We start from the raw sequence: 22,694 nt of genomic DNA, 5'->3' as shown, positions 1-22,694 counted from the left end.
ACGCCTGGTTCCCGGGATTTTCTCGCCACAATCCCGGGAACCGGGAAGGATCATCCAAACACTCTGGCGAGTCCCATCAGGCGCATCTGCCGCTCCATCATCATCCTGATCACCTGCACGATCCGCTGTCGGGCAGCATCATCAGCCAAGTCGACCGCCGTGACCAATATGATCTCCCATCCAGCCAATCTCAATCTATTGAGCTTTCTGGCATCTGCGCGCATCTGGCTGACTCCGGCATGATATCCGCCCTGATACTCTATGCCCAGTTTGATGTCAGGATATGCAATGTCTATGAAGTAGCAATCGTTTGGCCCAAACGCGACGCGATGGTTGACCGAAGGCGTACCCAGCCCGTTCCTCATCACCAGAACATAGACTTGGGATTCGGGCGGCGAATCGGTGTTCGCCACAAGGAACGGCGCTATATTCAGGCACTTTGTGCGTCCTTGAAATCCTTTGACATCCGTTGCATATCGGACCAGTTCGTCAATGGATGCGACTCTGCGGCGACGGTCCCGGCATGCGAACGATCCCGCTATGACCGCCAGGCTTTCCTCGCTGCAATATCTGGCCATTTGCGCCCATGTCATGGCCGGGCTTGCCACGCCATAGGATCCTGCATGCTTGGTCAGAAAGTCACCTTTCCACGAATGCGTGACCACGTTGTCATATCGACGGCGTTTGGCTTTCTCGGCAAAGACAATATGATGCAGGTCAGTGGACAGCGTGCAGTCGGGAGGCGGAGAGGTTCCCCAGTATTCCAACGCGCTGCAGTGTGAGAACACAGGGGTGATATCCAATTTGCTGGCCAGCGCGGCGCATTGATCGCGTCGTTGCCGCATCAGCTGCAGAGCCTCATCATACATAAAAGAGTTCATGTGGCGAGGCTATAGGCGGAAGCCGGGTATGGCAAGTCAAAACGGGGTATGTGGTCGAAAGGTCCGAGTTATCCACAATCCTTGGTTCCCGGGATTGGGCTGGAAAATCCCGGGAACCAGAAACCTCACATTTTCAAACAATCGCACATGGCGGTTTTGACGGAAAATGGCGGTTTCATCCCCTAAAACCTCACACGCTCAGTTCCCGGGATTTTCCCACCCAAATCCCGGGAACCGGCTGCCTACAGAACCCACGTCAGGAATGGCAGGATGACCGTGCCGACCAGCGCCATGCCGCCGCCAATCCTGGTCATCACAATATAGAAGTCGGTCGGCTCTCCTCCGCGCACGTCAAGGAAATGCTCGATGTGCCACATCGTGTTCGGCGCAAATAGGGCACATGCGCCGCCAGCGATCAGCAAGATCTCCACCAGAACGAACATAAAGATAGTTGACGCGTCCATAATTGCCTCCTTTGGCATACTGATATCAGTTTAGCCAGTTCCCAAGATCGGCATTCGAGAATCCCGGGAACCGGGCGGGTGCGATTTGAACGCGAAGAAGGCCTGGTTTCCGCCAAAACGCCATGTGCGATTGCGCGAAAATGTGCGATCTTCGGTTCCTGAGATCGTCCCGTCCAATCCCGGGAACCAGCAGTCACCGGTAGACTGGAGTGCGATCGATCATGATGGAGGGCTTATGACGGACGAACAACTGGCATGGGATTTTGACGCGCCCGCGGACGGCGACGACGGCAAGGCCGGTATTCCTGCCGTGGTGGACAACACCGGTCTCAACCGGTTCGCGCCGGGCAGCGACCAGTGGATCGCCGCATTGCAGCCGGACGACGAGGACGCGCTGCGCCTCGACCGGCTCGACGTGGACTCGTTGAGCGCCGAAGCGGCCGCGCGACTGTGGGCGCGTGTCGCGGCATGGGTCGAATCCGACCAGATCGCCTACTACATCGACGACGCGCCCGTCTCGTCCGACGCGGCCTATGACGCGCGCTTGCGCTGCCTGCAGAGGCTCGAAGCGTCGTTCCCGTCGCTCGACTCGCCGCAGAGCCCCACGCATCGCGTCGGCGGCACGTTCTCCAACGATTTTGCGTCCGTGCGCCACCCGTCGCGCATGATGAGTCTCGACGACGTGTTCTCGATCGAGGAACTGCGCGACTGGTACGACGGCGTGATTCGCGACCTCGACTGGCCCGAATCCAAGCCGCTGCCGATGAGCTGCGAGGTCAAGATCGACGGCCTCGCGCTCAACCTCATCTACCGCAACGGCGTGCTTGAACAGGGGCTGACGCGCGGCGACGGCGTGACCGGCGAGGACATCACGCTCAACGTGCGCACCATCGGCTCCATCCCTGCAAACCTTGGCGGTCCGGCCGAGGACATCCCCGAATTCGTGGAGATCCGCGGCGAGGTGTTCATGCGCTGGGACGACTTCCGCACGCTGAACGCCGAGCAGGAGGACGCGGGCCGCGCCCCGTTCGCCAATCCGCGCAACGCCGCCGCAGGATCCCTGCGCCAGAAGGACCCGCGCATCACCGCGACCCGACGGCTCAGCTTCTACGCGCACGGCATCGGCACGCTGCGCTGGGGCGAGGGCCGTGCGGCCGGATCGCACGACGTCGTCAACGACCAGTCCGAAGCGTACGAACTGTACACCAAGTGGGGCGTGCCGGTCTCGCCGCACAATCGCACCGTCACGAACTTCCGGCAGATTCTCGACATGATCGACTACTACGGCGAGCACCGCGGCGACATCGAGCACGCGCTTGACGGCATCGTCGTCAAAGTCGATGATCTGGGACTCCAGCGCGCGCTCGGCGCGACGTCGCGCGCGCCGCGCTGGGCGATCGCGTACAAGTATCCGCCCGAGGAAGTCAACACGGAACTGCTCGACATCACCGTGCAGGTCGGCCGCACCGGCCGCGTCACGCCGGTCGCCGTGCTCAAACCCGTGTACGTGGCCGGCTCGACCGTCGCGCGCACCACGCTGCACAATCCGTCCGAAGTCAAACGCAAGGGCGTGCTCATCGGCGACACGGTCGTCGTGCGCAAAGCCGGCGACGTGATCCCCGAACTGGTCGGGCCGGTGCTGGAGCGTCGCAAGGGGCGCGAAGATACGTTGCGCGAGTTCGTCATGCCCGAGTATTGCCCGTCGTGCGGTGCGAAACTTGCGCCGGCCAAGGAAGGCGACAAGGACATCCGTTGCCCGAACGTGGAAAGCTGCCCGGCACAGCTGACCGAACGCATCATCAACCTCGCGTCGCGCAAGGCGTTCGACATCGAGCATCTGGGCGACCAGTCAGCCATCGCACTGACCAATCCGGAGGAGAACCGGCCCGATTCGGTCGCGACCTACGCTCCGGGGCTGACGGAGATCGTGGTCGCGCCGGGCGAGGAGCCGGATCCGTACGAGCCGGTCGCCGGGCTGGAACTGCCGCCCGTGCAGACGCCGGTCCTGTCGAGCGAGGCCGGACTGTTCGGCCTGACCGCCGCCGACCTCAAGGACGTGCGCGTGTGGCGTGAGGCCGCGATCATCGAAGTGCACGAGACGACCGACGCGAACGGGCGCAAGAAGAAGGTGCGCCGCAGGATCGGCGGGTCGGGATTGTGGCATCAGGTGCCCGCGTTCTGGACCGCGCCGACCTCGGCGAAGAAGCTCACGGCCAAGCAGCTGGCCGAGCGGGCGGCCGAGGCCGACGGAGCGGCCGGCGCGCCGACCACGGCCGGCCCTGACGACGTCGTTTCCACGGACACGAATGCGGGCACAGTTTCTGCCCCGTCGACCGTCGCCGCATATCCCGACTACGACGTGCCGGCCGACGCGGTCGTCGTGCGCGTCGAGCACAAGACCACGCGCGCGGGCGCGACCGATGTGCCGGTCATCATCCGGCCGGGCGAGAACACGCGCAAAATGTTCGACGAAATGGACAAGGCACGTCACGCCGACCTGTGGCGCGTGCTCGTCGCGCTGTCCATCAGGCGGCTCGGCCCGCCCACCGCGCGGCTCATCGCCTCCGCGTTCGGCTCGTTGGACGCGATCGAACGGGCGAGCGCTGAGGAGCTGTCGGCCATCGACGGCATCGGACCGGAAATCGCCGAATCGGTGGTGCGATGGTTCGCCGAAGCGCGGGAGCCTGGCAACTGGCGCGGCGCGGTGCTTGACGCTTGGAAGGCGGCCGGCGTGGGTGTCGGACATGCCGAAGTGAGCGGACTGCCGCAAACCCTGGCAGGCAAGACGGTTGTGGTGACCGGCTCGCTTGAAGGCTATTCGCGCGATTCGGCCAAGGAGGCGATCATCGCGCGTGGCGGCAAGGCGGCGGGGTCGGTGAGCAAGAAGACCGACTGGGTGGTTGTCGGCGCCAATGCCGGGTCCAAGGCCGCCAAGGCCGAGGAACTGGGCATCCCCATGCTCGATGAAGCCCAGTTCGCCACGCTGTTGGAGACGGGCGAGATCTGATCTGGTCCTGTTGCCGGTTCCCGGGATTGTGGCCAAGAAATCCCGGGAACCGGGTGTGTGCGGTTTGTCGGGTTGAATCCGCTGTTTTCCGCCAAAATGCTATGTGCGCTTGTGCATCAATGGGCGGTTGCCGGTTCCCGGGATGCGTGTGCCTGATCCCGGGAACCGGTCGATTGCCTCTGGCATGGCGGGCGCTCGCACGCTAGGCTAGGTGGGGCACATAAGGAGGATGATTCATGACAGCAGACACTCGGCACATCGAAGCGGCCATCTATGAGCGGCTCAGCAGGGTCATCGACCCCGAACTCGGCCGGTCGGTCACCGATCTGGGCATGATCGCGGCGATCAACGCGGTGTCGGCGGACGCGACCGACGCAACCGGGGAAACTGGGGAAACCTCGGCGGCCGGGGCGACTGCCGACAGCCAGCCGGCCTACGACGTGACCATCCAGGTCGAACTGACCGTGCCCGGCTGCCCGCTCTCGGAGACGATCACCAACCAGATCAACGGCGCAGTCGCCTCCTATCCGGACGCGCGACTTACCCCGCATATCGAGGTCACCTCGATGAGCCACGACAAGCTCGCCGACCTCGTCGCCGATCTCAAGGCAGAACGCAAGCAGAACCCGTTCAACAAGCCCGGCATCAAGACGCGCATCTTCGCGATCGCCTCGGGCAAGGGCGGCGTCGGCAAGTCGTCGGTCACGGCGAACCTCGCCGCCACGTTCGCCGCGCTCGGCTACGACACCGCCGCCATCGACGCGGACATCTACGGTTTCTCGCTGCCGAAGCTGTTCGGCGTGCACACGCAGCCCACGAACCTCAACGGCATGCTCATGCCGGTGACCGCGTGGGGCGTCAAGCTGATTTCGATCGGCATGTTCGCCGGCGCCGACCGGGCGATCCTGTGGCGCGGCCCGCGCCTGCAGCGCTCGCTCGAACAGTTCCTTGCCGATGTGTGGTGGGGCGAGCCGGACGTGCTGCTGCTCGACCTCGCGCCCGGCACCGGCGACATGGCGATTTCCGTGGCGCAGGCGCTGCCGAACGCGGAACTCGTGGTCGTCACGACCCCGCAGCCGAGCGCGTCCGACGTGGCCGTGCGCTCGGGATTAGTTGCGCTGCAGGTGCCGATGAAGGTGCGCGGCGTGGTCGAGAACATGAGCTGGTACGAGCACAAGGGCGAAAAACTGCGCATCTTCGGCGAGGGCGGCGGACAGCGGGTGAGCGAGCAGCTCACCGACGCGCTCGGCTACGACGTGCCGCTCATGGCGCAGCTGCCGCTCGAGCCCGAACTGCGCGAGACGGGGGAGTCCGGCCGGCCGGCCGTGCTCACGCCCGAAGGCGCGCTGCGGACCGACGGCATCGGACGCGAGTTCCGCACGCTCGCCGAACGGCTGATGCGCTGATTTCGGTGCGGCGATGCGGCGCCGATGATGGCAGGGTCTGCCACCGGGCGCCTGCCATCGGGCGCATCACGCCGCGAACCGACGATAATACGGGCTGATCCGCGCCACTTCGTCCGGCGTGCCGGCGGCCTCCACCGTGCCGCCGTTCAGCACCACCACGTAATCGGCGCTACGGGCCTGCGACGGGTCATGCGTGACCTGCACGATGGTCCACCGGTCCTTGTGCGCATCGAGATCGGCAAGAATGCGCGCCGCCGTCTCGTGGTCGACCGCGGAAGTCGCCTCGTCGAGCAACAGGAAACGGGGAGCGCCTGCGACGGCCCGTCCGAGTGCGATGCGCTGCGCCTCGCCGCCGGACACGTTGGAGCCTCCCTCGTTGAGCATGGTACCAAGTCCGTCCGGGAACGAGGGCACGCGGGCCAGATCGGCGGCCTGCCGCAGCGGCTCATCACTGTCGGCCGATTCGTCACGGTCCAACCCGTAGGCGAGGTTCTGCCCGACCGTGCCGGCGAAAATGTACGGATGCTGCGGCGCGTACCCGAATGCGGCGCGATAGCGGTCCAGCGGAATCCCGGCCGCGGGAACCGCCGCCGACGAGCCCGTCTCTCCCGTCGCATCGGCCTTGCCGTCGCGCAGTCCGATCGATCCCGAGGTCGGTTCGTACAGACGCAGCAGCAGCTTGAGCAGCGTGGACTTGCCGGCCCCGTTGCCGCCGACGATCGCCGTGCGCTTGCCGTGCGGAATGACCAGCGACACGTCGCTGAGCGCGAGACGACCGTCCGGGTAGGCATAGGTCACGTCATCGACGACCAAATCGCCGTCGACCGTCGCGCTAGCCTCCGTTTTGCCCGCGGCATCGGGCGTGACGATCGACGTCGCGCTTCCGACGGCCGACGCCTCCGCATCGCCCGACTCGCCTGTTCCGATCGGTTCGACGGGCAGGCTCATGATGTCGCCGGAATGCTTCAGTCCGCCCTGCGCGCCCTTGATGGCCTGATACTGCACCACGATCTGCTGCAACTGCGTGTTGACGTTGCCCAGATAGGTGGAAAACACGTTGATGCCGTCATGCGGCAGTTCGCGGCGCCGGATCATGCCGCTGCCGAACACGGCGACGGCGATAGAGCTGATCGTGCCGTACAACGTGTTGATCGGCACGATGACGGCGTAGATGAGGCCCATGAACAGTCCGGCCCGGTACTTGACGTCGATGGCGGCGTCGCCCTGCGCCGTCTCGTCGCGTACCGCGTTCTGCGCCTTCACGTAGCGGATGTTCGCCAGGTGCTCGGAGAAGAACTCGGTGGTCGCCTTGGTGCCGTCGTAGTAACGCTTCGCCGCCGCGAAGAACAACCGGCCGCCCAGAACGAACAGCAGGATGAACACCGGCACCAGCAGGAGCAGGAAGCCGGTCAGACGCGCGTTGTATCGGAACAGGACGATGAACGCCTTGCCGAACGCGTACAGCGAGGACGCCAGCGTGATGGTGCTCGTGATCGCATATCCGGCCCATGTCACGGACGTGGTGACGCCCGACACATAGGAGGACGGATTGTCCTGTTCGCTCACGCGCAACGGCAGCCTCAGGATGCGTCCCCACACCAGATTGCGGGCGTTGCGCGTGGTGCGCTGCTCGGCGTACGCGCTGGTCATGCCTTGGGCGAGCGCGAGAATCGAATTGCCGACGGCCAACGCCACGTAGCCGATGATGATGCCGTTGTCGAGCTTGCCGTTGTACAGCTGGACGCTGTATGAGGACACGCGCACGGTCAGATCGCCGTAGACGATGCCGATGACGAAGCTGATCGCATACAGCCACCACGGGATGCGCAGCGTGCGATAGAACGAGAGGAATTGCCTCCACAGCCCCTTGCGCTTGCGGCCATTGGGGCTGGCGCCAGTGCCGATGCCGGCCGTATTGCCGCCGGGAACGGCGTTGCCGGGAAGCGTTGCAGTCGCAGTCGTTGTCATATCAGTCCTCCTCGATTCCGGCGATCCTGCGGTAGTCCGCATTGCGCGTCACCTCATCCGGCGTGCCTTCCGCCACGGCATGCCCGTCATTCACGACGATCACATGATCGGCGCGGCCCAGCGCGCCGTCGTCATGCGAGACGGCCACGATGGTCGCACCCCCGGTCAACTTGCGAAGTCCCGACCATGCGGTTTCGCGCCTGTCGGCGTCAAGGTCGCTCAGTGCCTCGTCCAGCAGCAATATCTGCGGGCGTTTCAGCACGGCCCGGACCAGCGCGAGCAGCTGCCGCTCGCCGCCGGACAGTCCTTCGCCGGACTCCGCAAGCCGGTGATCGAGCCCGCCGTCCAGCGCACGCAACAGACCGCCGGCGCCCACGGCGTCGATCGCCCGTTCGATCTCGTCGTCGCTCACGGTTCGGTTCGCGCCGTACAGCAGGTTCTGCCGTATGGTGCCTTCGAAAAACACGTTGCCCTGCGGCACGAACACCACGGCATTGCGGTAGGAGTCGAGCGCATAGTCCTGTATGTCGGTCGCGGCGTCCGCCGCGCCGGCGCTCTCGTTCGCTACGCGAACCGAACCGGAGTCCGGCGTGCGCAGACGGTCGAGCAGCGTCAGCAACGTCGTCTTGCCGGCGCCGGACTTCCCGACGATTGCGGTGACCTTTCCCGCCGGGATCGTCGCGGACAGTCCGTCCAGCGGACGGCGGTCGCCATAGGCGAACGAGACCTTGTCCAGTACGATGTCGCCGTGCAGGTCGTCGACGGGAACGCCTGTGCCGTCGTCCTCGCCATGCCGCTCGGCGATGTGCGAGATGCGGTTGATCGAACCCTGCGCTCCCTTGAACGAACTCCAGTAGCCGATGGACGCCAGCGAGATGATCTGGCTGGAGAACATGAAGAACGCCACCCACTGCTGCGCGTTGATGGCGCCGGAGGCGAGGAAGGATCGTCCCACGAGCGCCACGACGGTGAACTGTATCGCGGTTGCGATCGCAAACGCCGGGGAGCTGAGCTGCGAGACCCAGCTGCCCTTGACGGTGTACCGGTACAGGTCCTGGATGCGCGAGGCGCTGCGCGCCGCCTCCCGGGATTCGCGCCCGTTCGCCTTCACGACGTCCGCATGCGTCACGGTTTCCGACAGGTTGCGCGTGAATTCGGCGTTGGCGGTGTTCGTGCGGTCCGCAATGCTGTACGACAGCTTGCCGAACACGAAGTGGACGGCCACGAACAGCGGCAGCGTGGCGGCCAGCGCCCAGGTCAGGCGCGGATCGTAAGTGCCGACGGTGTCGAGCACGGCCCACAGCGAGTACACCTGCACGATGAGCTCCAGCACCACGTTCACCACCAGCTGGCTGACGCTCTCCACATCCGAGACCACGCGGGAGATGAGCTCCTTGGGCCGGTTGCGTTCAAAGAACGACAGCGGCAGCGTGAGGATCCTGCGCCACACGGCGCGGCGCATCCGCCGGTCGATCAGCGACGAGCAGACGTAGCTGACGAACGTGGACACCGCCGTCAGGCCGGCGTTCGCCAGCGTGAACGTCACGAACGGCAGCACCACGGTCACGAAGCCCACGTCGCCGGTGTACAGGCGAGCGCTGTACGTGGTGGCGTCGATCGAAAAACGGACCAGTACGATCCGCAGTGCCAGATAGCCGATGATCCATGCGATGGGCAGTCGCGCGATGCGCAGCACATTCCAGAATCGAGCGTAGATGCCGGTGTCCCGCTCGCGCAGCCCGTCCAGAAGACGTGCTTGGCCGGATGCGACCGACCGTTTCCCCAATGATGTGTCCAGAGACATTACGATGTATTCCCCTCATATATGCGCGATAGGTTCGATCGCGCACGCATAGCATAGCCATGACGGTTGGGAAGAAATGCGAGAGTTGATATATCGATAACCTATGACGAGATATCAGCCATATAGTCATCATCAAGCGATATGCACATTAACGTTAACCATGTTCAAGATGACTTATCTCCGACATTGGACGCGTCCGACACGCAAGCATCACTCCCACTTGGCGAGCCACGGCCCGATGTTCGCCGCGATGATCCACGCGCCGCCGATGGTCCATGCGCCGCAGAGCGATCCGAAGACGATGTTCCATGCGGTGTTCCCGTGGGGCCGGTTGAACGTGGCTCGCGCGGCTTTCGGGTCGTCGGGATCATAGTCGATGTCCATCGGGTCGCCGGAGTGGTATTCGCGGTCGTAGTCGATGCCGCGCGTGTTCAGCTCGTACGGGATCCCGTCCACCTCGTACCGCACCACGTAATGGTGGTCGATGACCGTATCGTCGGAGCCCTTGTCCTCGACTCTGCGCAGCACGGTGCCGACGGTCATGGCGGTGGCCCGCTTGGTCAGACGATGCTCGCCGAATATGTCCGCGACGAACATGAAGAGCATTAGCAACCCGGACACCACCATGATGGCGCCTCCAAACAGCATGACGCCCCCCCTTGTCACCCGTTCGTTAAACCGATACCCTCATTATCCCACTCCGACCCCTGAAGAAGAAGTGGCCGCGCTGACAGGTATCCCGCCGAAACATGTGCGCGCCGAGGCAAGAGTGGGTGGCTGCGATGCCGACTGAGATGGAGTAGCAAAAGAACCCCCGTCAACATGGCGGGGGTTCTTTTTACATTTAGCTTGTATCCCAGTTCGTTAAGAACTGGCGGAATCAAGCCATTTTCAACACCTGAAGATCAGATGTGGAAGTACAGCTCGTACTCGAGCGGGGTCGGGGCCAGACGGGCCTGATCGATCTCGCCGCGCTTGATGTCGATCCACGTCTCGATCAGGTCGTCGGTGAACACGTCGCCGGCGGTCAGGAAGTCGTGGTCGGCCTCAAGGGCGTCCATGGCCTCGGCCAGGGAGCTCGGGACCTGCTTGATGCCCGCGTGCTCTTCCGGCGGCAGCTCGTAGAGGTCCTTGTCGACCGGCTCCGGCGGCTCGATGTGGTTGAGGATGCCGTCCAGACCAGCCATGAGCTGGGCGGAGAAGGCCAGGAACGGGTTGCAGGACGGATCCGGAGCGCGGAACTCGATGCGCTTGGCGGCCGGGGAGGTGCCGGCCAGCGGGATGCGGATGGCGGCGGACCGGTTGCGGGCCGAGTACACCAGGTTGACCGGGGCCTCGAAGCCCGGGACCAGACGGTGGTAGGAGTTCAGCGACGGGTTGGTGAAGGCCAGCACGGAGGAGGAATGCTTGATCAGGCCGCCGATGTACCAGCGGGCGATGTCGGACAGGCCGCCGTAGTTCTTCTCGTCGTAGAACAGCGGCTTGCCGTCCTTCCACAGGGACTGGTGGCAGTGCATGCCGGTGCCGTTGTCGCCCGCGAGCGGCTTCGGCATGAAGGTCGCGGCCTTGCCGGCGAGAGCGGCGGTCTCGTGGACCACGTACTTGTACTTCATCAGGTCGTCGCCCGCGTGCTGCAGGGAATTGAAGCGGTAGTTGATCTCCTGCTGGCCGGCGCCGGCGACCTCGTGGTGGGAACGCTCGAGGATCAGGCCGACCTTCTGCAGGTTGGCGACCATGTCGTCTCGCAGGTCCTGGGTGTGGTCGATCGGCGGAACCGGGAAGTAGCCGCGCTTGACGCGGTTCTTGAACGCGATGTTCGGGGTGCCGTCCTCTTCGGTGTCGAGGCCGGTGTTCCACGGGGCCTCGATGGAGTCGACCTCGTAGAAGGAGCGCTGCATGGAGTTCTCGTAGCGGACCTTGTCGAAGATGAAGAACTCGGCCTCCGGCGCGAAGGACGCGGTGTCGGCGATGCCGGTGGACTTCAGGTAGGCCTCGGCCTTGCCGGCGACCTGACGCGGATCGCGGGAGTACGGCTCGTCGGTCAGCGGGTCGACGATGGAGAAGGCCACATCGAGGGTCTTGTGCTTGCGGAACGGATCGACGAAGGCGGTCGTGACGTCCGGCACGAGCTTCATATCGGACTCGTTGATGGCCTGGAAGCCCTCGACGGAGGAACCGTCGAACGGCATGCCGTCGGTGAACGCGTCCTTGAGGAACTCGCTCGCCGGCACGGTGAAGTGCTGCTGAACGCCGATCAGATCGGTGAAACGAACGGAGACATACTCGATGCCTTCCTTGTTGATAAGGGCCTCGGCGTCTTCCTTGGACTTGAGTTCGGTCACGGGACCGCTCCTTTCGTGAAGTAACTTACAGGCTTACAGTCTAGGAACGAGCGTTTCGCCCGCTCGTCATTTCGGTTACGAGCATGTTTCGTACGGGCGACGCCGACGTGCCGGCGGACCTGATTCCGCGGAATATCTTGATTTTTCGATTACGTCGTGGTAAGCGGTGCGGTTGCGGTGCGTTCGATTGGTGAGATCGGATATGGAAAAGCCCCGGGAGTCGGTTGACTGCCGGGGCGATGATGACGGCCTGACACGGCCGTGCGGCCGGACTGGTGCCGTTGCCTGATGCCGCTGCCGCGATCAGCGGCCGCGCATGGCGCGACGGCTGACGCGCTGCGGTCGGTTCGGATCGATGCCCTTCGGGATGCCGTAGCCGGCCTTGGTCTGCAGCGTCTTGAGACGGGCGTTGAGCGTGTCCAGCTCCTCCTTGGTGAGCATGAAGCGCGTGGTCGGCTTGATCTTGTACCACATGGTGTCCCACCAGCCGGTCGGCTGGGACTTGGGCTGGTACGCCTTCTGCTTGAGGATGGTCTTGCGCAGGTTCTGCAGGCGGACCTGATGCTCGCCGGTGCCCACGTAGATGCGGTAGACCGGGATGCGCGAGCCGGCGGTGACGCCCTTGATGCTCTGCTCCTGGCGTTCCATCGGGCGCTGCAGGCGGTTGTAGTCGCCTTCGGCGAGCAGGTAGATGCCGTTGTATCCGGTGCCGCGCCAGATCGCGTCCTTGGTGCGCGGGTCGATCCACACGGGCTGTTCGGGGAAGCTGAAGCCGGCCTTGCTGATGTTGCCGAGCACGCTGACGGCGGCGCCCGGACGGCCTTCGATCTTCTTGTATCCGACGCGGTCGGCGCGGTTGGTGAGCACCATGGTGGCGAGCAGCATGCCGAGCATGATCGCGGTGATCACCAGCAGGATCCACGACAGGATCGTCCAGTGGAACGCGATGCCCAGAATGATGAACAGGACCAGCGGACCGAAGCCGGCGCCGGCGAGCATCCACGGCAGGTTCTTGTCGTCGGCGACCGTGTACTTGTAGATCTTCCTGATCTGCTCGATGGTGGTGGCCATGTTCGAGAACAGGCCCTTCTTCTTCGGCTTCTCGGCCTTGTCAGCCATGTAATTCCTCACTTGCTCATGGGTGGACACACTATTCCACCACCTTACCAGCACCGCCGCCCCGCCGCACCGCTTCACCGCGTGTGCAGCGGTCGGCCGTCGGCCTTGAGCAGCGCCTCGCCGAGCGTCTCCGCGAACGTGGGATGCGGGTGGATGAGCCGGGCCGCATCGTGTAGCGGCACCCGGTTGCCGACCAGTTGCTCGGCCTCGGCGATCAGATCGGAGGCGAGCGGCGAGACGATGTGCACGCCGAGCACGACCGGCACGTCCGGATCGGACGCGTACGCGCCGGACACGATCGACATCGATCCGGCCGAACCGGACATGAGCATGCGCGCGTTGCCGAGCATCGGGTACACGGTTTCGCTGACCGACTCCAGATCGTCGCGCGACTGCGCCTGATCGAGCGTGAGTCCCACGCTGGCCGCTTCGGGCGCGCTGAACACGACCTGCGGCACGGTCGCGTCGTCGACCGGCTTGGGATCGATCCCGGCGATCGCCTCGGCCACGACGATGCCCTGTTCGAACGCGCGGTGCGCGAGCGCCGGGCCTTCCGTGATGTCGCCCACGGCCCACACGCCCGGCAGGTTGGTGCGGCACCGGTCGTCGGTGACGACCATGCCGGCCTGGTCGAGCGTGACGCCGGAATCGGCGAGCCACGCGGCGTCGGTGATCGGATCGCGGCCGATCGCGGCGAGCGCGATCTGCCCCCATACCGTGTGCTCGCCGTCCTCGCCGTCGCGCGTGTAGCGCACGGTCGCGCCGAGGTTCGCGCCCGTGTCGATGCCGGTGACGTGGCTGTGCGTGATGATCTTGACGCCGTGACGCTTGAGTTCGCGCGTGAGCGTCACGCCGGCGCGGCGGTCCCATCCGGACAGGACGCGGTCCTTGCGGATGAGCAGCGTGACGTCGCAGCCGGCCGAATTCCACATGGACGCGAATTCGAGCGCGATCGCGCCGGAGCCGACGATGACGGCGCTGGCCGGGAATTCGTTGATTTCGAGCGCATGCGTGGAGTCGATGACGGCCGCGTGGAACGGGATGCCGGGCAACGGGCGCGGGCGCGAGCCGGTGGCGAGCACGACGTCGCGCGCCGTGACCGAAACGGTTGCGCCGACGGGCTCTCCGACGCCGGCCTTCGCATAGCGTTCGACCTGGCCGTCGGCCGCGGCGGGGGAGGCGTCGACGGTGAGCGCGTAGCGTGCCGCGTTGCCGTCGCCGTGATCGGCGAGCGCCGACAGTCCGGCGACTTCGCCGCGGTACACGGTCACGCCGCGGTGCGCGAGCAGGCCGGCCAGTCCCTTGGTCATCGTGTCGATGATGTGCAGGCGATAGTCGTGCAGCCGGCCGAAGTCGATGCCGTCGACGCTCGCGTTCACGCCGAGTTCGGACACGCGACGCACGGTGTCGATCGCGTGCGTGGCGGTGATGAGCGCCTTGGAAGGGATGCAGCCGCGGTTCAGACAGGTGCCGCCGAGCGTCGCGTCGCGTTCGATCAGGGCGACGCGACGGCCGAGCTGCGCCGCGCGCAGGGCCGTGGAATAGCCTCCGGGGCCCGCGCCGACGATCGCGATGTCGTACTGTTCTTGTTCAAGCTGTGTCACGATTGCCTCCTTGCCGCTTTCCTGGCCCCCTCGGCTGAGGGGGGCTGGCAGCGAAGCTGACTGGGGGAGCGTCAAAGCCGCGGAACGTTCCGAAGTTGTTGACTACCCCTCAGTCATGCTGCGCATGACAGCTCCCCTGGCAAGGGGAGCCGAGAGAGGATGGATATGAAAAATGGCTCCCCGCGCAGGGGAGCCATGGACGATCACTCGGGGAAATGACCGCGCTTGGGGTAGCGCGGCTTCGGCAGCCTCCAGCGGCGCACCTGAATGGCGCGGCTCCAGGCGTACGTGCCGGAGCGCATGCCCTTGGCCACGGCCTTCTCGCCGTACTTTTCGACGAGCTTGACCTTGAGCTTGCGCCACATGAGCCACACGTCGATAATCACCGCGAACAGGTAGACGTACATGAGGATCATGAGCGGCAGCGACAGCTGCGGGTAGACGGTGGTGACGATCATCGAGCCGAACAGGATGACGATCGCGACCGGAATGAAGAACTCGCCGAGGTTGAAGCGGGCGTCCACGTAGTCGCGGATGTACACGCGCCACGGCAGACGCTCCGCCTTTGGCATGTGGTTGATGTCGCCGGTCTGCATCGCCTCGTACTCCGCGTCCTCCTTGGCGCGCAGGCGGGCCTTCGCCTCCTTGGCGCTGGCCTTGCGGTCGGCCGGCACCAGCGGACGCAGGTTCTGGTTCTGCGCCTGCTTCATCTTCGGGGTGGGGCGGTTCTTCTTCTCGCCCCTCGCCGGTGCGGGGGTCTTGGCCTCCTCGACCGGCTTCTGGGCCTCTTCCTTCTTGAACGGATTCCATGTCATGTCTGCCCACACTACGGGCACGCATAGACGCGCTGGCGGGCCGCAAGCCGCCGCGACAAGCCGTTAGAATGGCTTGCGGAATCGTACGAAACACAACGAAGGAGCATCATGGCAGCACTTACCGCCAGCGACATCCGCGCCCGCGTCGAGGGCGACTGGAGTCGCATCGTCGAACTGCTCAGCCGCAAGGTCGCGCTCAAATCCGTCTCCGCCGAGGGCATCACCGGCGAGCACATGAAGCGTTCGGCCGAATTCGTCGCCGACGAACTGCGGCAGGTCGGCGTCGATGCGAAGGTCGTCCAGTCGCACAACCCGGACGGCACCCCGGGAGCGTGGGAGGTCATCGGCTCGCGCATCGTCGATCCGAACGTGCCCACCGTGCTCCTGTACGCGCACCACGACGTACAGCCCGTGCCGGACCCGGCCGAATGGGACACCGACCCGTTCGTCGCGACCACCGTCGGCGACCGCCTGTACGGCCGCGGCTCGGCCGACGACGGCGGCGGCATCGCCATCCACTCCGGCGCGCTCAAGGCGCTCGGCGACGATCTCAAGGTCAACGTCAAGGTCTTCATCGAAGGCGAGGAGGAGATGGGCTCGCCCAGCTTCATCCCGTTCATCGAGGAGCACGCGGCCGAATTCGAATCCGACGTGATCGTCGTCGCCGACTCGGGCAACTGGGCGGCCGACATCCCGTCGCTCACCACGTCGCTGCGCGGCAACACGACCGTCGACGTGACCGTCCGCTCGCTCACGCACCCCGTCCACTCCGGCCAGTACGGCGGCCCGATCCTCGACTCGAACACGCTCGCCGCGATGCTCATCGCGTCCCTGTACGACGCCAACGGCGACATCGCCGTGCCCGGCATCGCCGCGGACGAGCCGGTCGGCGGCCTGCAGCGTGACGTCGACGAAGCCGGTGTGCGCGCCGACGCGGGCATCGTCGACGGCTACCGTCTCGCCGGCACCGGCTCGCTCGCCTCGCGCCTGTGGACCAAGCCGTCGCTCACGGTCATCGGCTTCGACGCGCACCCGGTCGACGGCTCGTTCAACGTGATCAGCCCGGCCACGCGCTTCCGCCTGTCCCTGCGCACCGCGCCGAGCCAGCGGACCGAAGAGGCGCAGGCGGCGCTCGCCGATTTCCTGCGCGCGCACGCGCCGTTCGGCGCCGAAGTGACGGTCGAAGCCGGCGACAACGGCATGGGCTGGGCCATGGACCCGAACGCGGAGGCCACCAAGGACGCGCTCGAGGCCATGAAGGAGGCGTTCGGCGTCGCCCCGATCAACCAGGGCCAGGGCGGCTCGATCCCGTTCATTCCCGAACTGCAGCGCATCTTCCCGGCCGCGCAGGTGCTCGTGACCGGCCCGGAGGATCCGAAGGCCAACGCGCACAGCCCGAACGAGTCGATTTCGCTGCCGGGACTGCGCGACAACGTGATCACCGAAGCGCTGCTGCTCGCCAAGCTCGGCAAGTAGCAACGGCCGTGTGTCGGCCGGCTCGCGGTGTTCGTTCTCGGATGCCGCGGGCAGGTCGCCGCCCGTGCAAGGCGTCGCGGCGGCGTACGCGGAACGAAAATGGACGGAAGACGGCCGAAATGATGGACAACGGGAACGGTATGGGTTATGCTCGGGAGCGTTGACACGGGGGCCGCGGCGGGCGCACAGCGCACACGCCGGGGCTGAGAGGGGTTTCTTCCCGACCGATTGAACGTGAATCCGGGTAATGCCGGCGCACGGACGTCGCTCTTCCTCCCGTGCCTTGAAGACGCGCCGAACAGCGGCGCGCGAAAGAGAGAAAGGCACATCATGACTGCTGCAACCGTAAACTTCAAGTGGCGCGTCGTCGACATCGCCGTCGCGTCCGTGATCGGCGTGGCCAGCGCATTCATCTACTGGATCGTCGCGCTCGTCATCAACGCGCCGTGGGCCGCGCTCGACGCGATCATCCCGGGCCTGGCCGGCCTGCTCAACGGCCTGTGGCTGTTCGCCGCGCCGCTCGCCGCGATCATCGTGCGCAAGCCCGGCGCCGCCGTCTACGCGGAAGTCGTCGCCGGCGTGCTCGAAGCGCTCATGGGCAACCAGTGGGGCGGCCTGTCCACGTTCGCCATCGCCCTCGTGCAGGGCCTGTTCGCCGAACTCGCGTTCCTCTTCGTGGCCTACAAGGTGTGGAACCTCGGCATCACCATCCTCTCCGGCGCGCTGTCCGGCGTCGGCTGCTGGGGCTACAGCTTCTTCAGCAACCTGCAGGCCATCGACCTGACTGGCCCCTACGGCATCATGTACCTCGTCTCCACCGCGCTGTCCGGCCTCGTGATCGCCGGCGTGCTCATGTGGTACCTGTACATCGCCATCGCCAAGACCGGAGCGCTCGACAAGTTCGCCTCCGGCCGCGAAGTGCGCGGCTGAACGCCGCCGCATCGCCGGAATCGCAATCCAATCATGACGCACATGACGCACGCGCGCATCCGCACGCCGCACATCGCCGTCATGTGACGATCGATTCATGACGCGCCGTCCGCGCGAACCGGAACGCCAGACCGGCATCCGGTCGCGCGAACGGCCGTTTTCGTATCATCGCAGTCTGCGCGGCCATCGAACCATCCGACGTTCGGACGCAACGGACGAACGTCGCCGCACATCAATCCAACCGAGGACCATCGTGCCGAACACCACTTCAGCGAACACGACCACCACGAACGCAACCGTCCGCAACACGGCGACGGACAACGCCACGCTTACCTTCGACGGCTGGGGCTATCGTCACGCCTCGCGCAAGCATTTCGCCGTGCGCGGGCTCAGCCTGACCGTCGAAGCCGGGCAGCGCGTGCTCCTGCTCGGCGCGTCCGGCATCGGCAAATCCACGATCCTCGAAGGCGCGGCCGGACTGCTCGGCGCCGACAGCCAAGCCGTCACCGCCGACGACGGCACCGTCAGCCAGCTCGACTCCGACGGCGGCGTGACCGAAGGCCGCGTGCTCATCGACGGCGTGCCCGTCAACCAGGCGCGCGGACGCGTCGGACTCGTATTGCAGGATCCGGACGCGCAGGCGATCTTCCAGCGGCTCGGCGACAACGTCGCGTTTGGACCGGAAAACCTCGACGTGCCGCGCGACGAGATCTGGAAGCGTGTCGACGACAGCCTCGCGGCCGTCGGCATGGCCGGCGTGCAGCTGCACCGCTCCACCATGCACCTCAGCGGCGGGCAGATGCAGCGGCTCGCGCTCGCCGGCGCGCTCGCCATGCGCCCCGGCGTGCTGTTGCTCGACGAGCCGACCGCGAACCTCGACCCCGACGGCGTCACGCAGATCGTCGGCGCGGTGCGCGACGTGCTCGACCGCTACCATTCGACCATGGTGCTCGTCGAACACCGCGCCGGCCCGTGGATCGACATGATCGACCGCGTCGTCGTGCTCGGACTGGAAACCGACGACATGCAGCGGGCGCGCGTCGCGCAGACCGGCGACGAGGACGAAGTCGACCGCAGCGGCTTCCGCCGCACCGTGATCGTCGCCGACGGCACGCCCGACGACGTGTTCCGCAACCCCGACCTCGACTTCGCCGAACTCGGCATCTGGGTGCCGGCGAAATACCGCCGACCGGGCGACGAGATCACGCGCATCCACACCGTCGACGAACCCTCGTATTCGGCGCGCACCGGCAACGGGCAGGTCGTGCTCACCACCGACGACCTCGCCATCGGCCGCAACGGCAAGGCGATCGCCGAACACATCGACCTCGCGTTCTCGTCCGGACAGATCACCGCGCTCGTCGGCATGAACGGCGCCGGCAAATCCACGCTGTCGCTCACGCTCGCCGGACTCCTCGAACCGGTGTCGGGACGTGTCCGGGTGTCGGACGAACTCGCCGCGGGGGCGAGCGGCGACGACCCGTTCGCGTGGAAATCCACCGAACTCGCCTCGCGCATCTCCTACGTGTTCCAAAACCCCGAACACCAGTTCGCGCGCGGCAGCGTGCTCGAGGAAGTCATGCTCGGCCCCCTGCGCACCGGCTGCGACGAGGCCGAAGCGGAACGCCGCGCGCGCGAACTGCTCACCCGGTTCAACCTCATCCAATACGCGAAGGCCAACCCGTACACGCTCTCCGGCGGCGAAAAGCGGCGGCTCACCGTCGCGGCGTCCCTGGCCGCGGCTCCGCGCGTGCTCATCCTCGACGAACCGACGTTCGGACAGGACCGGCGCACGTGGATGCAGATCGTCACGCTTATCCACAGCCTGCGCGGCGACGGCGTGAGCATCATCGTCGTCACGCACGACCGCGAGCTCGTGACCGCGCTCGGCGCGCGGCTCGTCGAACTCGTGCCGGCCGACACGGCGGGGGAGTGGCGCACGCGCGAGGCGGCGCAGACCGACCAGTCGCACGCGGGCGTCCCTCAGGTGGTGCCGGTGAGCGCGGTCAACGAGCGCACCGAACCGCCGAAGCCGTCCAGCCGCTCGCGCGTGCTCGCCTCCATGAACCCGGCCGTGCGCCTCGGCGGCGCGTTCCTGACCGCCCTGCCCATGCTGCTCAGCCTCGACTGGGTGTCCGCGTCGGTGGCGCTCGGCCTCGAATTCGTGGCGCTCATGGCCATCGGATTCACGCCGTGGCGCATCGTCAAATCCACCTGGCCCGTGTGGGTCGGAGCGCCCGGATCGGCGCTCGCCGTGCTCCTGTACGGCAAGGCCGGCGGCGACACGTGGTGGCAGTGGGGCATGATCCACATCACCGACCGTTCGTCGCAGCTGGCCATCGCCACGGCCATCCGCATCCTCGCCATCGGCATCCCCGCCATCATCACCGTGCTCGGCGTCGACGCGACCGACCTGGCCGACGCGTTCAGCCAGAAACTGCGCCTGCCCGACCGGTTCGTGTATGGCGGCCTCGCCGGCATGCGGCTCTTCTCCGTGCTGCAGGACGACTGGTCGGCGCTCACCGCGTCCCGCCGTTCGCGCGGACTCGGCGACGACAACAAGTTCAAGGCGTTCTTCCCGCAGGCGTTCGCGCTGCTCGTGCTGTCCATCCGCCGCTCCACCACGCTCGCCACCGCCATGGAGGCGCGCGGGTTCGGCGGCGACGGGCCGCGCAGCCACGCGCGCGTGAGCGAAACCCACGTGCGCGACTGGGTGTTCATGGCCGTGTGCCTCGCCATTCCGGTCGTGGCGCTCGTGTGCGCCGGATTCGCCGGCACGTTCGCGTTCCTCGGCGGCCAGTAGGGCGGCGACCGAGGCAAAGCCTCTTCAGACAACATTCAGGAAACGGTCACAAAACTGGGACGGGACGGCCAGAGACGGTACAGTCCCGTTCCAGCGGTTTGCCACGCGACGGCGGTTTCATGGCACAGTAGACGGACCGCCCAAGTTCGGTCCGGTTGAAACCACAGGCATACCGACCAAAGGACCATCATGTTCGTAGTGAAGAACGCATGGCGGAACGTCATACGCAACAAGGGGCGCAACATCCTCATCGCCATCATCGTCGCGATCATCGCCGCGGCGGCCACCATCGGCCTCGCAATCCGGCAGGCGGCCGTGACCGCGCGCGAAACCGGACTCGAAAACACGACCATCACCGCGCAGATCAGCTTCGACCGCAGCAAGGCGATCAGCGAACTGCGCGAATCGTCGTCATCCTCCGACTCGTCGTCATCCGATTCTTCATCGGACTCGTCGTCCGACTCCTCCGACTCCAAGCCCGACTTCGACGCGATGCGCGAGGCGATGAGCGACAAGCAGCTCACGCTCGCCGACTACCAGAAGTACGCGAAGGCGTCCAGTGCGGTCAAGTCCACGTACTACACGGAAACCGCGTCGCTGGCCGCGACCGACGACTTCCAGCCGGTCGAGGATTCGACGTCCGGCTCGTCGTCATCGTCTGACTCAAGCTCTTCCTCTTCTTCGTCTTCCGATTCGTCGTCCGGCTCGTCTGATTCGTCCGACACGTCCAAGTCCGACGCGAACGGCAACGGCGGCGACGGCCAGCAGCAGCCCGGCGGCCAGGGCGGCGGTGACATGGGCGGCGGCATGGGCGGCATGACCATGACCACCGGCGACTTCTCGCTCGTCGGCTTCTCCTCCGACGAAGCCGTGTCCAACGCCGAAAACGGCACGTTCACCATGAGCGACGGCGAAGTGTTCGGCTACGGCACCGACTCCGACGGCGACGTCATCATCTCCAAGGAACTCGCCGACTTCAACAACCTGTCCGTCGGCGACACGATCACCGTCGAAAACGCAAGCGACAGCGACACCACGTACAAGCTCACCATCGTCGGCATCTACGAAAACAGCACCGAATCGTCCAACCAGATGGGCGGCCCGATGCGCTCCACCGCATCCGACCCGGCCAACGCGATCTACACGTCCGTCTCCACGCTGAAGTCGCTCGGCCTCGACGCCGACTCGACCACCGAAACGACCGATTCGAGCGGCAACACCACCGAAACCGCGGCCGCGCAGCTCAACTACACGTACGTGTTCTCCAGCAAGGACGACTACGAGACGTTCGTCTCCGACGTCGCCAAGGCCGGCCTGAGCGACGACTACACGGTCTCCTCCGCGGACGTCGAACAGTACGAGTCCAGCCTCGTGCCGCTCAATAACCTCGCCCAGTTCGCACTCACCCTGCTGCTCATCGTGCTCGGCGTCGGCGCGGTCGTGCTCGTCGTCATCACCCTGTTCAACGTGCGCGAGCGCAAGTACGAGGTGGGCGTGCTCACCGCGATCGGCGTGAAGAAGGCCAAGGTGGCCGCGCAGTTCACGTTCGAGCTGCTCGTCGTCACGATGATCGGCCTCGCGCTCGGCGCGGCGGGCGGCGCTATCGCCTCCGTGCCGGTCTCGAACCAGCTGCTCGCCGCGCAGGTCGCCCAGCAGGAGTCGCAGGCGTCCAGCCAGAACGCGCAGTTCGGCCGCGACATGCAGGGGCCGGGCGCGCAGGGGGCGTCGAATTCTGCTTCCTCCGACTCTTCCGACGCGTCGTCTTCGTCCGGTTCTTCTTCGTCTGATTCGTCTTCCAGCTCGTCGACGTCCGGCAGCTCGTCCAACGCGAACGCGTCCGGCGCGAACAACGCCGGCCGCCCGAACGGCCCCGGCGGCATGATGGGACAGGCCGTCAGCTACGTCTCCAACGTCAACGCGACCGTCAATCTCAAGATCGTCGGCCAGTTGCTCGCCATCGGACTCGGACTCACGCTCGTCGCCGCGCTCGTTGCCGTTGTGTTCGTCATGCGCTACGAGCCGCTGCAGATCCTCGCCGACCGTTCGTGACCATCGTCCCGCGCGTATATTCCGCA

14 protein-coding genes and 2 pseudogenes are annotated in these 22,694 nt (G+C 65.7%); 7 read left to right on the top strand and 9 right to left on the bottom strand.

The annotated features are described in order from the left end of the window. Positions 1-50: 50 nt before the first annotated feature. Positions 51-869 carry a hypothetical protein gene (locus KIH79_RS01800; RefSeq protein ID WP_219057821.1) on the bottom strand — a complete coding sequence of 273 codons (819 nt, stop codon included), beginning with the start codon at positions 867-869 and terminating at the stop codon, positions 51-53. 254 nt (positions 870-1,123) lie between these two features. Then, the gene (locus tag KIH79_RS01795; RefSeq protein WP_219057820.1) at positions 1,124-1,345 is read right to left on the bottom strand and encodes a DUF6199 family natural product biosynthesis protein; all 222 of its coding nucleotides are present in this window, start codon (positions 1,343-1,345) and stop codon (positions 1,124-1,126) included. A 235-nt stretch (positions 1,346-1,580) separates the two neighbouring features. Between KIH79_RS01795 and ligA the strand changes: the two are divergent. From ligA to KIH79_RS01785, 3 genes and pseudogenes are all read left to right on the top strand, one after another. Beyond that, positions 1,581-3,581, top strand: a pseudogene (gene ligA, locus KIH79_RS01790) (NAD-dependent DNA ligase LigA); the annotation flags it as partial. 102 nt (positions 3,582-3,683) lie between these two features. Beyond that, positions 3,684-4,352 (top strand): annotated as a pseudogene (locus KIH79_RS13165) (helix-hairpin-helix domain-containing protein); the annotation flags it as partial. Between the two features lie 236 nt (positions 4,353-4,588). After that, on the top strand, positions 4,589-5,758 hold the full coding sequence (locus KIH79_RS01785; protein ID WP_219057818.1) for an Mrp/NBP35 family ATP-binding protein: 1,170 nt from the start codon (positions 4,589-4,591) through the stop codon (positions 5,756-5,758). Positions 5,759-5,824: 66 nt separating this feature from the next. Here the strand turns inward: KIH79_RS01785 and KIH79_RS01780 are convergent, their stop codons facing one another. The 7 genes from KIH79_RS01780 to KIH79_RS01750 form a co-directional block, all read right to left on the bottom strand. Further along, positions 5,825-7,726, bottom strand: a complete 1,902-nt coding sequence (locus tag KIH79_RS01780) for an ABC transporter ATP-binding protein (RefSeq protein ID WP_219057817.1) — start codon at positions 7,724-7,726, stop codon at positions 5,825-5,827. A 1-nt stretch (position 7,727) separates the two neighbouring features. Continuing rightward, positions 7,728-9,530, bottom strand: a complete 1,803-nt coding sequence (locus tag KIH79_RS01775) for an ABC transporter ATP-binding protein (protein WP_219057816.1) — start codon at positions 9,528-9,530, stop codon at positions 7,728-7,730. Positions 9,531-9,740: 210 nt separating this feature from the next. Beyond that, on the bottom strand, positions 9,741-10,178 hold the full coding sequence (locus KIH79_RS01770; RefSeq protein ID WP_219057815.1) for a DUF3592 domain-containing protein: 438 nt from the start codon (positions 10,176-10,178) through the stop codon (positions 9,741-9,743). 257 nt (positions 10,179-10,435) lie between these two features. Next, a complete protein-coding gene (gene glnA, locus KIH79_RS01765; protein WP_163229209.1) occupies positions 10,436-11,872 on the bottom strand; it encodes a type I glutamate--ammonia ligase in 1,437 nt (478 codons plus the stop codon). 303 nt (positions 11,873-12,175) lie between these two features. Continuing rightward, on the bottom strand, positions 12,176-12,991 hold the full coding sequence (locus tag KIH79_RS01760; protein WP_219057814.1) for a DUF4191 domain-containing protein: 816 nt from the start codon (positions 12,989-12,991) through the stop codon (positions 12,176-12,178). Between the two features lie 74 nt (positions 12,992-13,065). Further along, the gene (locus KIH79_RS01755; RefSeq protein ID WP_219057813.1) at positions 13,066-14,595 is read right to left on the bottom strand and encodes an FAD-dependent oxidoreductase; all 1,530 of its coding nucleotides are present in this window, start codon (positions 14,593-14,595) and stop codon (positions 13,066-13,068) included. 203 nt (positions 14,596-14,798) lie between these two features. Continuing rightward, positions 14,799-15,410 (bottom strand): DUF3043 domain-containing protein, encoded by a 612-nt coding sequence (locus KIH79_RS01750; RefSeq protein ID WP_219057812.1) that lies wholly within the window; start codon positions 15,408-15,410, stop codon positions 14,799-14,801. A 108-nt stretch (positions 15,411-15,518) separates the two neighbouring features. Between KIH79_RS01750 and KIH79_RS01745 the strand changes: the two genes are divergently transcribed. The 4 genes from KIH79_RS01745 (at position 15,519) to KIH79_RS01730 (ending at position 22,668) form a co-directional block, all read left to right on the top strand. Further along, entirely contained in the window at positions 15,519-16,886 is a 1,368-nt protein-coding gene (locus tag KIH79_RS01745) for a dipeptidase (RefSeq protein ID WP_219057811.1), read from the top strand. 330 nt (positions 16,887-17,216) lie between these two features. Continuing rightward, positions 17,217-17,816 carry an ECF transporter S component gene (locus tag KIH79_RS01740; protein WP_219057810.1) on the top strand — a complete coding sequence of 200 codons (600 nt, stop codon included), beginning with the start codon at positions 17,217-17,219 and terminating at the stop codon, positions 17,814-17,816. A gap of 253 nt (positions 17,817-18,069) precedes the next feature. Next, positions 18,070-20,619 carry an ATP-binding cassette domain-containing protein gene (locus tag KIH79_RS01735; RefSeq protein WP_338023103.1) on the top strand — a complete coding sequence of 850 codons (2,550 nt, stop codon included), beginning with the start codon at positions 18,070-18,072 and terminating at the stop codon, positions 20,617-20,619. Between the two features lie 189 nt (positions 20,620-20,808). Continuing rightward, entirely contained in the window at positions 20,809-22,668 is a 1,860-nt protein-coding gene (locus KIH79_RS01730) for an FtsX-like permease family protein (protein ID WP_219057808.1), read from the top strand. The last annotated feature ends 26 nt before the right edge of the window (positions 22,669-22,694 follow it).

Source organism: Bifidobacterium miconis, from assembly GCF_019331735.1.
Classification (GTDB): Bacteria; Actinomycetota; Actinomycetes; order Actinomycetales; family Bifidobacteriaceae; genus Bifidobacterium; species Bifidobacterium miconis.
This window is presented reverse-complemented; position numbering and strand designations above follow the sequence as displayed.

Coding starts and splice junctions, on each gene's coding strand:
- KIH79_RS01740 (WP_219057810.1), top strand. CDS start 17,217: ATGACTGCTGCAACCGTAAACTTCAAGTGGCGCGTCGTCGACATCGCC.
- KIH79_RS01745 (WP_219057811.1), top strand. CDS start 15,519: ATGGCAGCACTTACCGCCAGCGACATCCGCGCCCGCGTCGAGGGCGAC.
- KIH79_RS01785 (WP_219057818.1), top strand. CDS start 4,589: ATGACAGCAGACACTCGGCACATCGAAGCGGCCATCTATGAGCGGCTC.
- KIH79_RS01795 (WP_219057820.1), bottom strand. CDS start 1,345: ATGGACGCGTCAACTATCTTTATGTTCGTTCTGGTGGAGATCTTGCTG.
- KIH79_RS01775 (WP_219057816.1), bottom strand. CDS start 9,530: ATGTCTCTGGACACATCATTGGGGAAACGGTCGGTCGCATCCGGCCAA.
- KIH79_RS01760 (WP_219057814.1), bottom strand. CDS start 12,991: ATGGCTGACAAGGCCGAGAAGCCGAAGAAGAAGGGCCTGTTCTCGAAC.
- KIH79_RS01750 (WP_219057812.1), bottom strand. CDS start 15,410: ATGACATGGAATCCGTTCAAGAAGGAAGAGGCCCAGAAGCCGGTCGAG.
- KIH79_RS01780 (WP_219057817.1), bottom strand. CDS start 7,726: ATGACAACGACTGCGACTGCAACGCTTCCCGGCAACGCCGTTCCCGGC.
- KIH79_RS01730 (WP_219057808.1), top strand. CDS start 20,809: ATGTTCGTAGTGAAGAACGCATGGCGGAACGTCATACGCAACAAGGGG.
- KIH79_RS01800 (WP_219057821.1), bottom strand. CDS start 869: ATGTATGATGAGGCTCTGCAGCTGATGCGGCAACGACGCGATCAATGC.
- KIH79_RS01770 (WP_219057815.1), bottom strand. CDS start 10,178: ATGCTGTTTGGAGGCGCCATCATGGTGGTGTCCGGGTTGCTAATGCTC.